Source organism: Sphingomonas sp. SORGH_AS_0789 (assembly GCF_031453055.1).
GTDB lineage: Bacteria > Pseudomonadota > Alphaproteobacteria > Sphingomonadales > Sphingomonadaceae > Sphingomonas.
Map to the genome: position 1 here is coordinate 1,365,839 of NZ_JAVIYV010000001.1, position 12,326 is coordinate 1,378,164.

General features: G+C 68.1%; 12 protein-coding genes. 6 read left to right on the forward strand and 6 right to left on the reverse strand.

Annotated features, from left to right (window positions below; translation table 11 throughout):
• Positions 1-108: 108 nt before the first annotated feature.
• Positions 109-978, reverse strand: a complete 870-nt coding sequence (locus QE360_RS06335; RefSeq protein ID WP_309700132.1) for a 3-hydroxybutyryl-CoA dehydrogenase — start codon at positions 976-978, stop codon at positions 109-111.
• Between the two features lie 78 nt (positions 979-1,056).
• Between QE360_RS06335 and QE360_RS06340 the strand changes: the two genes are divergently transcribed.
• Positions 1,057-2,079 (forward strand): DUF1176 domain-containing protein, encoded by a 1,023-nt coding sequence (locus QE360_RS06340; RefSeq protein ID WP_309700134.1) that lies wholly within the window; start codon positions 1,057-1,059, stop codon positions 2,077-2,079.
• Positions 2,080-2,097: 18 nt separating this feature from the next.
• Complete coding sequence (locus tag QE360_RS06345) at positions 2,098-2,718, forward strand: YbhB/YbcL family Raf kinase inhibitor-like protein (RefSeq protein WP_309700136.1); 621 nt, start codon at positions 2,098-2,100, stop codon at positions 2,716-2,718.
• A gap of 392 nt (positions 2,719-3,110) precedes the next feature.
• Here the strand turns inward: QE360_RS06345 and QE360_RS06350 are convergent, their stop codons facing one another.
• On the reverse strand, positions 3,111-4,136 hold the full coding sequence (locus tag QE360_RS06350) for a GGDEF domain-containing protein (protein WP_309700138.1): 1,026 nt from the start codon (positions 4,134-4,136) through the stop codon (positions 3,111-3,113).
• 144 nt (positions 4,137-4,280) lie between these two features.
• Positions 4,281-4,814 (reverse strand): peroxiredoxin, encoded by a 534-nt coding sequence (locus tag QE360_RS06355; RefSeq protein WP_307101657.1) that lies wholly within the window; start codon positions 4,812-4,814, stop codon positions 4,281-4,283.
• Positions 4,815-4,908: 94 nt separating this feature from the next.
• On the opposite strand from QE360_RS06355, the gene QE360_RS06360 reads away from it, so the two are divergent.
• Complete coding sequence (locus QE360_RS06360) at positions 4,909-5,730, forward strand: inositol monophosphatase family protein (protein ID WP_309700140.1); 822 nt, start codon at positions 4,909-4,911, stop codon at positions 5,728-5,730.
• A gap of 39 nt (positions 5,731-5,769) precedes the next feature.
• Here the strand turns inward: QE360_RS06360 and QE360_RS06365 are convergent, their stop codons facing one another.
• Positions 5,770-7,887 (reverse strand): AsmA family protein, encoded by a 2,118-nt coding sequence (locus QE360_RS06365; protein WP_309700141.1) that lies wholly within the window; start codon positions 7,885-7,887, stop codon positions 5,770-5,772.
• A gap of 176 nt (positions 7,888-8,063) precedes the next feature.
• Here QE360_RS06365 and rpmI point away from each other — a divergent pair, with 176 nt between their 5' ends.
• Positions 8,064-8,267: a 50S ribosomal protein L35 gene (gene rpmI, locus QE360_RS06370; RefSeq protein WP_007406658.1), complete on the forward strand. Its 204-nt coding sequence runs from the start codon at positions 8,064-8,066 to the stop codon at positions 8,265-8,267.
• A 21-nt stretch (positions 8,268-8,288) separates the two neighbouring features.
• Positions 8,289-8,654 carry a 50S ribosomal protein L20 gene (gene rplT, locus QE360_RS06375; protein ID WP_307101652.1) on the forward strand — a complete coding sequence of 122 codons (366 nt, stop codon included), beginning with the start codon at positions 8,289-8,291 and terminating at the stop codon, positions 8,652-8,654.
• Between the two features lie 230 nt (positions 8,655-8,884).
• Here rplT and QE360_RS06380 read toward each other — a convergent pair whose 3' ends face one another.
• Complete coding sequence (locus QE360_RS06380; RefSeq protein ID WP_309700143.1) at positions 8,885-11,029, reverse strand: TonB-dependent siderophore receptor; 2,145 nt, start codon at positions 11,027-11,029, stop codon at positions 8,885-8,887.
• Between the two features lie 175 nt (positions 11,030-11,204).
• Here QE360_RS06380 and QE360_RS06385 point away from each other — a divergent pair, with 175 nt between their 5' ends.
• Positions 11,205-11,609: a DUF1489 domain-containing protein gene (locus QE360_RS06385; protein WP_309691140.1), complete on the forward strand. Its 405-nt coding sequence runs from the start codon at positions 11,205-11,207 to the stop codon at positions 11,607-11,609.
• Between the two features lie 54 nt (positions 11,610-11,663).
• On the opposite strand, the gene QE360_RS06390 is transcribed toward QE360_RS06385, so the two are convergent.
• Positions 11,664-12,263, reverse strand: coding sequence for an ankyrin repeat domain-containing protein (locus QE360_RS06390; protein WP_307101643.1), 600 nt, complete (start codon positions 12,261-12,263; stop codon positions 11,664-11,666).
• Positions 12,264-12,326 lie beyond the last annotated feature (63 nt).

Genomic DNA, 12,326 nt, shown 5'->3' on the forward strand with positions numbered 1-12,326 from the left:
AACCGCGCCCGAAGGGCGTGGTGGAGGGGCATCCTCGCCCGCGGCGAGGCCCCTCCGTCAGGCCTGCGGCCTGCCACCTCCCCATCTCCGATGGGGAGGATCGGGGGATTAGCGCGTCGGTACGGGCTCCGCACCCGAATAGTCGTAGAAGCCCCGCTTGGTCTTGCGGCCATACCAGCCCGCCTCGACATATTTGATCAGCAGCGGGGCGGGGCGGAATTTGGGGTCGCCCGTCCCTTCGAACAGCACGCGGGTGATCTCCAGGCAGGTGTCGAGCCCGATGAAATCCGCCAGCGTCAGCGGCCCCATCGGGTGGTTGAGCCCCAGCTGACACGCCGCGTCGATGTCCGGGATCGTCGCCACGCCCTCGCCCAATGCGAAGATCGCCTCGTTGATCATCGGCATCAGCACGCGGTTGACGATGAAGCCCGGCGCGTCATTGGCATGGACGACGCGCTTGCCCAGCGCCTGGGCGAAGGCCTCGACCCGCGCGACCGTCTCGTCCGAGGTGGCGAGGCCGCGGATCAGCTCGATCAGCCCCATGACGGGCACGGGATTGAAGAAATGGACGCCGACGAACCGGCCCGCATCGGGCGCGGCCTGCGCCAGCCGGGTGATCGGGATGGAGGAGGTGTTGGTCGCCAGGATCGCAGTGTCGGCCATCACCTTGCCGACCTCCTCGAAGATCGCGCGCTTGATGGCCTCGCGCTCGGTCGCCGCCTCGATCACCAGTTCGCAATCCGCCATGGCGGACAGGTCGCCGACCGGCGCGATGCGGGAGAGCAGCGCATCGGCATCGGCGCGGGCGATCTTTTCCTTCGTCACCAGCCGGTCGAGCGCTTTGGCGATTCCCGCCTTGCCCGCCTCGGCGCGTTCCGCCGACACATCGGCCAGCTTGACCGCATGGCCCGCCGCCGCCGACACTTGCGCGATGCCCGCACCCATCTGACCGGCACCGATCACGCCCACTGACTTCATCGCTCTGCTCTCCTTGTTCTTTGATCGTTGCCCTATCCGTTTCGGAACGTCACCGCCAGCAAAGGGGTTGATACGCCCATGATTCGCACCGCTGCCTTCACGGCTTTCCTGGCGCTTGCCGTGCCTGTGGCCGCCGCCGCGCCGGACACGCCGGTCCCGGCCAAGCCGAAGCTGTTTCGCGACTGGATCGTCGCCTGCGACAATGGCGGCGGGTGCGAGGCGGCGTCGCTGTCGCCGCAGGACGGCATGTTGCAGGATGCCGGATTGCTGATCCGGCGCGCCGCCGACGGCATGGTCGCGGTCGAGCTGGCCGACATGACGGGCAAGGCGCGGGTCGCCACGATCCGGGTCGATGGCCGCCCCGCCGCCACCGTTCCGCTGGCCCGCGAAGCGCGGGGCCGGGTGAGCGGGGCGGCGGCCGACAGGCTGGTCGCGGCGCTGGTCCGGGGGCGGCGGGCGGCGATCCTGACACCCGATGCCAAGCCCGTCTCGCTGAACGGCGTCGCCGCCACGCTGCGCTATATGGACGATCGGCAGCGACGGGCGGGCACCACCACCGCCTTCGTTGCGAGGGGGGCGGCGCGCTATCGCGGCAAGCCGCCCGAACTGCCCCTGGTGCGGGTGGTGACGCCGCCGCCGGGCGACGCGCCCGCCATCCCCTCGGCCGCGATCAACGACATGCGGCGGCGGCTCGACTGCCTGAACAGCCTGGGCAGCCCGGTCAGCGCCGAATCCTATCGGCTCGACGGACGCGCGACTCTGGTCCTGCTGTCGTGCGGGGCGGGGGCGTATAATTATCTGGTCAAGCCGCTGATCTGGCGCGACGGGCGGCTGGCGCCCGCGCGCTTCGACTATGCCTTTCCCTTTGCCGACGAACCGCAACCGGGCGGCGCGGTGACGCTGGTCAACACCCAATGGTCGCCCACGGGTCGCCTGTCGAGCTGGGGCAAGGGCCGGGGGCTGGGCGATTGCGGCGATCGCCAGAGCTTCGGCTGGGACGGCACCCGGTTCCGGCTGCTCGAGGCGGCGAGCATGACCGAATGTCGCGGCGCGATCAACACGCTGCACGTCTGGCGGGCGCGTCCTGTGTCCGCGCGATAGGCCGAGGGAGACAGGATCATGCTGGAACATCTGCCCGCCTGGCTGGGCAAGGCGATGAGCGGGTGGCGCGCCGGGGTCGAGTCGGTCGCGGTCGTCCGCCCCGAACTGGCCCCGCCCGCCAGTCTGGCGCTGAGCAGCCCGGCCTTTGCCGACCAGGCGCGGCTGCCCGAGCGTTTCACCGCCGATGGCGCGGGCGTGTCGCCGCCTCTGGTATGGGGCGACCCGCCCGAGGGGACCGCGCGGCTGGCGCTGCTGGTCGAGGATGCCGACGCACCGACGCCGCAGCCGCTGGTCCATGCGATCGTCTGGAACCTGCCGCCCCGGGCGGGCGATCTGGCCGAGGGCGCGATCGTCGCGGACGGCCCGGGCTCACCCGGACAGGGCGATGTCGGGCGCAATTCCTATCTGGGCGAAGGCTGGCTGCCGCCCGACCCGCCGCGCGGTCATGGCGAGCATCGCTATGTCTTTCAGCTGTTCGCGCTCGACTCGGCGGTCGATATCGGCGGGCAGAGTCCCGGACGCAGCGCGATGATCGAGGCGATGGCGGGGCATGTGCTGGCTGCCGGGGTGCTGACCGGCACCTATTCGCGCGAGGAGGAGGCGCCGGTGGGGCCGGTCGGGGCGGTCGCGCCCGCCTGATCGGGGAAGAGCGGGCGGCCGGGCGTCGACAGGCGACGGTCCGGCCGCGGGACGAGGATGACAGGAGCGGCGGCGTCGATCCCGACGCGATCGCGCGTCACGCCTCAGGCGATCGGCAGGATCGGCGTCGCCGAGGTGATGGCCAGTCCGGCGAACAGCAGCGCGCCGATGCAGGAAACGAGGAACTGGCGGGCCTGGATGGTCTGGAACATGGTGGAACTCCCTTTTCGATCGGGTCGCCAACCCTTTGGCGACCGATGCCGGGAGCTTTGCAGAGAGCGTGCCAGTTTTATAACGTGTTGATATTCAACGAATAATTATTCGACCCGAGAAAATCTGGCAAATTGCGCCAAGTCCGTGACGGAAAATCCGCCACGGGATGGCGCAATCCGTCAATCCGCATAGGCCAGATCGCGGCCATCATTCTTGGCCCGGTACAAAAGCTCGTCGGCGCGCGCGAACAGCGTCTCCTGCGTATCGTCCGGACGGAAGGTCGTGATCCCCGCCGAGATGGTGATCTGGCCGATCGACTGGTCGGTTTCGCGGACGCGCAGCCGCCGCTCGCGCACCGCCTGCCGGGCGCGTTCGACCAGGGCGGCGGCGTCCCGCTTGGAAATGCCCGACATCAGGATGGCGAATTCCTCGCCGCCATGGCGGCACACCAGATGGCCCTGCCCTTCCTCGGCCAGGATCTGGCCGATCGCGGTCAGCACCCGGTCGCCGACCGCATGGCCATGTTCGTCGTTGATCCGCTTGAACCGGTCGATATCGCACAGCGCCAGATGGCAGGGATCGACCGCCTCGAAACACTGGCCGAGCGACTCGTTGAACGCCAGCCGGTTCGCCAGCCCGGTCAGCGGATCGCGCCGGGCGGCCGCCCGCGCCTCCGCCAGCTTTTCGCGCAGCGCGTCCGCCTCGGCGGTGGCCTGTTGCAGCCGCCGTTCGCTGGCGTGGATCCGCTCCAGCATCTCGCCGGTCAGCGCGGCCAGCGCCGACAGCCCGATCGCTTCGGCACGGTTCATCTTCGCGGCGCTGCGGGCCAGGTCGGCGCCGAAGGCCGTGGCGTCGGCCTGGACCGAGCGGAGGATGGCCAGGAACGTCTCGACATGGCCCTGGGTCTGCGCGGCCAGCGAGTCGGACTGGCTGTCGACCGTGGGCACCGCATGATCGCGCACGGGCGGGGCCTCGACCTTCGGCTCGACCGGTTCCGGACGGGCCGCCGAAGTGCCCCCTCCCAGCCGGACGATATCGTCCTGGTGCAACCGCACGCCACCATCGATCAGCGACGCGGCGGCGCGCGCCAGGCCGCCGTTCGGATCGGTCAGGATGGCGTGGACGAACGCATAATGCGACGGATCGGGAGACAGGCGATGATCGTCGAGAAACCGGCCGATCCGTCGATAGAGGTCGGTGCTCATCGGCATCCGCCCCCTCCCGACCTGTCGCATGTCCGTTCCGCGTCCGACCCGTTTTCCGTCATCGCGAGACGGCGATCGACGGCGCACCCCTGTGCCGTCATCGCCCTGCGCCTTGCTGGCATGCCCCCTGTCATGTCCGGCGCCTTAGCGCTTGGCCGCCAGACCGCGGACCGCCGCCAGCGTCGTGGCGACATGTTCGGCGGGGTTCATGTCGTCATGGACGAACAGGATGCGCCCGTCGCGACCGATCACATAGCTGGTGCGCGAGGTGATATCGCGGCCTTCCATCTGGCGGCCGAGCGCCACGTCATAGCCCTTGACGATCGCGGGACCCGCGCTGGCGACCGGGAACTTGCCCGCGCATTCGGCCTTGGAAAAGGCGGCGAGCTTGTCCACCGGATCGGCCGACATGCCGATCACCCGCGCACCCGCCGCGCGGAACGCGTCGATCTTCTCGGCAAAGGCGCGCGCCTCGGCGCTGCATCCGCTGGTGAAGGCGGCGGGGAAGAAATACAGGACGACCGGGCCGTGGCGCAGCTGATCCTTCAGCTTGAGCGTGAAGACCTTGCCCGCGACCGCGCCGCGCGTCGTGAAATCGGGGGCGGTGGCGCCGGGACGCAAGGCCGCGGCGGCGGGAAACGCCGCCATTGCAAGAAGAACGCCCAAGACTGCCTTCATCACCCCAATCCTTCCGGTAATATGGTTAACGCCTATCCTGTCGCCGGGATGCCGTCCATTGCTGATCGTGCGTCGCTATCCTATCGGTTGCATCATGTCCGTTCATACAGCCGATATCGATCTGGCGTTGAAGCTGGCCGACGCCGCCGGCGCCGCCATCCGACCCTATTTTCGCCGCGAGATGGGGCTGGAGATCAAGGAGGATCGCTCCCCCGTCACGCTCGCCGATCGCGAGGCGGAGGCGGCGATGCGTCGCATCCTGGAGGCGGAACGTTCGGGCGACGGGATTCACGGCGAGGAATATGGCGTCAAGGACGGCGTCACCGGGCGGCAATGGGTGCTCGACCCGATCGACGGCACGCGCAGCTTCACCGTGGGGCGGCCGATCTTCGGCACGCTGATCGCGCTGGTCGACAATGGCTGGCCGGTGCTGGGCATCATCGACCAGCCGATTGCGAAGGAACGCTGGCTGGGCATGATGGGCCGCCCGACGCTGTTCAACGGTCAGCCCGCGCGGACGCGCCGCTGTCCGGCGCTGGAGGGCGCGACGATCGCGACGACCAGCCCGCATCTGTTCGAGGATGACGACGTGCCGCATTTCATGGCGTTGGTGGCGGCGATCAGCGGCGACAGCCCGCGCCAGGGGCCGGTCTATGGCGGGGACTGTTATAATTACGGTCTGCTCGCCAGCGGTCATGTCGACATCGTGTGCGAATCGGGCCTGAAGCTCCACGACTTCGCGGCGCTGGTGCCGGTGGTCGAGGGCGCCGGGGGCCGGATGTGCGACTGGAACGGCGATCCGCTGACCGCCGACAGCGCCGGACATGTGCTGGCGATCGGCGATCCGGCGCGGACCGAAGAGGTGCTGGAGGCGCTGCGCAACGTGCCGCACGGGCATGACCATCACGATCACTGATCGCAGGCCAGTCATGGAAGCGCGCTGGGTCGGCACGGCCTAGAAGATCCCCAGGAACTTCTTGCGCTGGCTCTTGGCCTCGCCTTCGCTCTGGCGGCCGTCCTTCGACTTGGCGGTGGTGCCGTTGCCGACATCCTGGCGCGGCTGCCCCTTGGTGGTCCGCTGCGCGCTGGCACGGGCGCCCGACAGGACCGGGCCGCAGGCCGCCGCCTTGGCATCGCCGACATCGACAAAGGCCAGCACCCCCGCCAGCGGCGTCGCCACCACCGCCAGGCCCAGCCCGGCCCCGGCGCGCGCCAGCAGGTCGCCGCTGATCGGATCGATGCCGGGGCTGGCGAAGCTGCCGGTCAGGCCGACCGGGGACTGGCCCGAAAACAGGCTGAACTTCTTGGCATCGGCGCGGATCGCCATGTCGATGGCCTCGTTGCGGAAGCTGAAGCCGCCGCGCCCGACGATGACGTTCTTGGACGTGTCGATCAGGATCGGGTCCGCCGCCGCGATCCCGCCGCGCACGGTGAAGGCGATCAGCCCGCAATTGATCCGCACCGGCTCTTTCAGGCGATCCTCGAACATCTTCTGGACGAAGGTGCCGAGGTCCAGCTCGGCCAGCTGCGCGTTGCGGGTCCATAGCGAGCCGGCGGGCAGGATGAAGGCCATCCGCCCGTTCGCGCTGGCCAGCGAATCATGGATGGTGTCGCCGCGCCCCTGAAGCTGGATGCGGCCCTTGACCGTGCCGGTCGTCCCCGCCTCCGCCACGCCCCATCCCGCCAGCAACCGCCCGAGCGGCGTCGGCGACAGGCGGATGTCGTAGCGCACGAGGCTGGGCCGCTGGCGCGTGTCGAACAGCAGGTCGGACGCGACGTCGCCGCGCGCCATCGCGAAGCGGAGCGGCGACAGGGTCAGCTTGCCGCGATCCAGCGCCAGCGTCAGGTCGACGTCGGAGATGGGCACGCGGCGCGAGCGGACGGTACGGATCGTCCATTTCAGGTCGGCGTCGAACCGCTGCATCGTCGCCACCGGCAGCGCGGCATCGGGCAACAGCCTTTGCGCCCCCGCCCCGGTCGCGGCGGCGGCGGCCTGCGCGCCCCTGGTCGCGACGATGTCGGGGTTATAGCCGATAAAGGGGGCGGCATCGACGATGTCGAGCTTGCCGGTGGTCAGCTGCGAATCGAGGTGCAGCCGCTCGCCATGGGTGACGGTCAGCGTCCCCGCCAGGTCGCTGTCGCCGAACGTCCCCTTCATGCGGGTGAAGCGATAGACGTCGCCGTCCTTCACCAGCTGCGCGCGCAGGTCATAGGTGCGGGTGCGCGGGATGACGACGCCGATGACCTCGAGCAGCGTCGACAGGTCCTTGCCCCGCGCGCGGGTGCGCAGCGGCACATCCTCGATATCGGCGATTGAGGGCAGGGTGCCTGCGACATCGACCACATTGCCCGCCGCGCGCATCCGCGCGATCAGTTCGTTCCTGCCCCGATTGGCGGTGGCGTCGGGCGACAGCAACTGCGCGGTCAGGGTGAAGGGCGTCGCGCGGATCACGCCCTTGCCGCGCAGCCCGACCGCCTTGCCGATCCGGGCATCCTGCGACCGGAAATCCTCCAGCGCCAGGTCGGCGGTCACGCGCATCCGGGGATCGCGATAGCGCAGCGTCGTGCCGTTGATCTCGGCCGTGTCGATTCGCGGGAACTCCAGCGGCTTGCCGCCCTTCTCCTCGCTGAAGGTCCAGCTGTTCGTACGGTGGTCGGGCGTCCATTCCAGATCGACCGCGCCGTTGGTCAGCGCCAGCCAGGTGAAGCGCCGCTTGCCGAACAACAGCGACAGCGGCGCGATCCGCGAATCGATCCGGTCGGCGGTGAACAGATAGGGACGGCTGGCCCAGCCGGGGTTGGAGATGGCGATCCGCTCGGCGACGAACTTGATCCGCCATGGCGCGAAATAGAGCTGGAAATCGCCGCCCACCGTCACCGTCCGGTGGGTCAGCCGGCCCGCGATCGACTCGAAGGGGTGGCGCAGGAACCGCCCCTTGGTGACGAACAGCACCAGCCAGATCGCGGCGATGGCGAGCAGCAGCCCGATCGCGACCCGCAACGCCCATCGCCGCCAGCCCGCACGGGCGGCGGTCGGGCTGGCGGAGGTGTCGGCCGCTGGCGCCTGATCCATGGCATCCCCAATCGCCCGAGCGAGGCGCTTGTTCCTTTGCGGCGGCCCGCCCTCTTCGGTTGCAATCCGCGCCCGGTTCGTCTAAGCGGCCCGCTTCCCGAGCGAGGTGTCACGAACGGCCCGGCCATCAGGGCTGCCGCGGCCGTTTCTGCCTTGCTCACAGCGAAAGGACCAAAATGCCCAAGCTCAAGACCAAGAGCGGCGTCAAGAAGCGCTTCAAGCTCACCGCGACCGGCAAGCTCAAGCACGGCGTCGCCGGCAAGCGCCACCGCCTGATCAGCCATAACGGCAAGTATATCCGCCAGAACCGCGGCACCTCGGTCCTGTCCGATGCCGACACCAAGACCGTGAAGGCCTGGGCGCCTTACGGCCTGAACTGATTTCTGGAAGGATAGAGAGATATGGCACGCGTCAAGCGGGGCACGACCACCAAGGCGAAGCATAAGCGGATTTTGGATCAGGCGAAGGGCTATTATGGCCGTCGCAAGAACACCATCCGCATCGCACGCCAGGCCGTCGAAAAGGCCGGTCAATATGCGTATCGCGACCGTAAGGTTAAGAAGCGGACCTTCCGTGGTCTGTGGATCCAGCGCATCAACGCTGGCGTCCGGGCCGAAGGCCTGACCTATTCGCAGTTCATGCACGGCCTGAAGCTGGCGGGCGTCGAACTGGACCGGAAGGTCCTGGCCGACATCGCGATGCACGAGGGCGAAGCCTTTGCGGCGATCGTCGCGCAGGCGAAGGCCGCTCTGCCGCAGGCCGCGTAATTCGCGACTGACGGACTAGCGCCGGAAATCAGGAAAGGGCGTCGGTGGGTTCCACCGGCGCCCTTTTCCTTTGGGAATATTCCTCCCCTGCAAGGGGAGGTGGCAGGCCGAAGGCCTGACGGAGGGGTGTCCCGGTCGGCGAGGATTCGCTTACCTCGCCGCGGGTGACACCCCTCCACCACCGCTTCGCGGCGGTCCCCCTCCCCTTGCAGGGGAGGAATAGAAAGACCTCAATACCGGACGCTGATCGTCCCCAGGATCGAGCGGGGCGCGCCATAATAGCCGCCGTCGAAGGTCAGCGCGGTCAGATATTTCGCGTTGGTCAGGTTGCGCAGATTCGCCGACACCGCGACGCGCGGCGTGATGTCGTATTTCGCCATCAGGTCGACCAGCGCATAGCCGTCCTGCCGCACCGAACGGGTCTGGGTATAGATCACGCTCTGATACTGGGCCGACATACCCAGCTTCAGCGCGGGCAGGGCGGGCGGGGCATAGACGATGTTCAGCCGCCCGGTGTTGCGCGGCACGAACAGCCGCGCGGGGTCGCCCTTCTGATCCTCGATCCGCATCAGCGTATAGCCGCCGGTCACCTGCATCCCTTCGGCCAGGCGTCCGCCGATCTCCAGCTCGATCCCCTCCGATTGGGCGTTCACCCCGCGATAGAGGGTGCGGCCGTTGAAGAAGCCGATGCTCTCGGCCGTGTTGTTCTGATGGACGCGGAAGATCGCGGCACTGGCGTTCAGCCGTCCGCCGAACCAGTCGCCCTTGATCCCCGCCTCGATATTCTTGCCGCTGATGGGGGCCAGGATGCGCCCGTCCTGGCCGATCGCGTCCTGCGGATTGAAGATCGTCGTATAGCTGGCATAGAGGCTGAGCGCGCGGTTCAGGTCATAGGTGACGCCCGCAAACGGCGAGAAGCGCGTATTGTCCAAATTGGTGTCGACGCCGTAGGAAAAGCCGACGCTGCGCGCATGGGTGACGTTGCCGCCCAGCATCAGCTTCAACGGATCGGCCAGGCTGAAGCGGACCAGGCCATAGGCGGTTTCGCGCCGGGTCTGGGTATTCTGGCTCAAGGCATAGTCGGTCGAGAAGGTCGTCGGGAAATTGACCTTGGGGAAGGTCCCTTGGAACAGATCCGGGAAGGGCAGGGCCAGGCCGATCTGCGAATAGTCGTAAGAGGATTGCTGCTTGTAATCCTGCGCGCTGCGATTGACGCCGAACATCAGCTGATGCTCGCGCCCGAACAGCGAGAAGGGACCGGTGGCATAGGCCTCCATGGTCAGGTTGCGCGTCTGCGCGCGGAACGCGCCGGGATAGCTCTTGATGCCCAGGAACTGGCCGGGCTTGGTGGGGTCGGGGGCGATGCCGTTGGGCGCGCCGCGCACCGGATTGTCATAGACGTAGAACAGCTCGTCCGCCTCGCTGGTCGCGCGGCGCACCGCGCTGATCCGCGCGACCCAGTCGCCGAAATGATGGGTCAGGTCGCCGAAGATCTGCCGGTCGATCACGTTCCAGCCCGCCCATTCGGGCGCGACATTGGTCGATCGCGGCATGTCGATACGCGTGCCGTCGGTATAGGTCAGCGGCAGCGCGCCCCACATCGCGCCGTGGCTCTGGTGATCCTGATGGCCATAGCCGCCGCTCAGCACCGTGTCGGGGCCCAGATCGGCCTCGACCACGCCATACCCGGTCCAGCGGCGCAGGCTGTAGCGGTCGAGATAGCTGTCGGCATCGGAAAGGACGCCCACGACGCGGGCGCGGACATGGCCGTCCTTGGTCAGCGGCGTGCTGACATCCGCATCCAGGCGCAGGCTGTTGAACGAGCCATATTGCGCGCTGGCGGTCGCCTGAAGGTCCTTGGTCGGGCGCTTGCGGACGAAGTTGATGACGGCCGAGGGATTGCCCGTCGGCGACAACAGGCCGGGCGCGCCGCGCACCACCTCGATATGATCGTAAATGGCGGTGTCGATCGACCCGGTCTGGATTCCGAAGGCGAAGGGAATGCCGATGCCGTCGATCTGGAAGGTCTGGATGTCGAAGCCGCGCGCCGAATAATAGACGCGGTCGGTCTCGTTCGCCTGGACGTTGATGCCCGGCACCGTCGTCAGCAGCTGGTTGACGTCGTTGAGCTGGAAATCCTGGATCTGCTGGCGGGTGACGATGCTGACCGACTGCGGCGTCTCGCGCAGCGTCAGCGGGATGCGCGTCGCGGTCGTCTGGCCCACGATCGTATAGTCGTCGGAGCCCTCGGTCCGCTGGCCGGTGACCACGATATCGTCGCGCGCGGTCTGGGGATCGGTCGCCACCGGCACGGTGGACGGCAAGGGTGCGGCCATGGCGGCGGCATTGGCGACCAGCGTCATCAAGAACGGCATTCGGGGACTCCCTGTTATGCGGCGCGTCCTAGGAGTGGCGGTCTGTTATTGCAAGTCAGTATCGAAAGCAGGAAAGGCTTTTTCGATCAGCAACTTCGCCCATGGATGACGCGGCGCAATTCGGGGCTCTCCGCCCTAGCCATGCCGCCCGCGCGCCCCCACATGGGCCCCCGACATGGCGCTTCATCTGACCAAGGTCGCGTTCGGGGCGGCCAGTATCGATCACCTGGCCGAACGACTGGCGATGCGGGCGCAGGACGGGCCGGTCTTCCTCACCACCCGCTATCTGCCCAAGCGGCACGAGGAGGTGGCGGGGCAGGGCTCGCTGTTCTGGATCCTGAAGCACCAGCTGGTCGCGCGCTCGCCGATCCTGTCGTTCGGCGAGGCGGAGGGCGGGCGCTGCGCCATCCATATCGACCCCGCGCTGGTGCTGGTCCAGGCGCTGCCGCGCCGCGCGCATCAGGGCTGGCGCTATCTGGAGGCGGGGGATGCCCCGCCCGACCTGAGCGGGGCCGCGACGGGGATCGAGACGATGCCGCCGGTGCTGGTCGGCAAGCTGGTCGAGCTGGGGCTGATCTAGGGGGCGGCACTCATGATCTTCCTCCCCTTGCAGGGGAGGATTCGTGTCCAGTGCTTAGAGTTTCGGCCCGGCCACCGCCGCGCGCGCCTTTTTGGGGGTTTCGGCGAACAGCTTGGCGATCGCGACGTTGCGGCTGTCCTGCGTCGCATAGTCGCGCGCCGACAGGCCGGCGATATTGTCGGGCTGGTCGGGATCGGCGCCCGCATTCATCAGCTCGCGCACCATCGCCATGTCGTGGCGTTGCACCGCGCGGATCAGCGGGGTCTCGCCCGCCGCATTGGGCAGGTTGGGATTGGCCTTGGCCGCCGTCAGGATGCGGATCATCTCGGGCTGTCCCCCCGCCACCGCCAGCAGCAGCGGCGTGTTGCCGCGCCCGTCGCGCAGGTTCGGATCGGCACCCTTCTGCAACAGGAAGCGCAGATACGTCTCGTCGCCGCGCTTGATGACGATGTGCAGCGCGCCCTCGCCGCTGGTCACGTCGCGGGTGTTGATGATGCTGGCGCCCGGACGGTCGAGCATGTTGGTGACGTCATTGCCCTTGGCCTCGCGCACCGCCTGGAGAAACTTGTAGCTTTCCGACTGCATCATCTGCGCCGCGACCGGCGTGGCGATGGCGCCCAGAAGCGCGGCGGCGAGCAGGGGGCGAAGGGACATGGGGATCGATCCTGAGCAATGGAGCATGGCTTGCAACCGGCGATTTATCACAGCAAGGCTGTC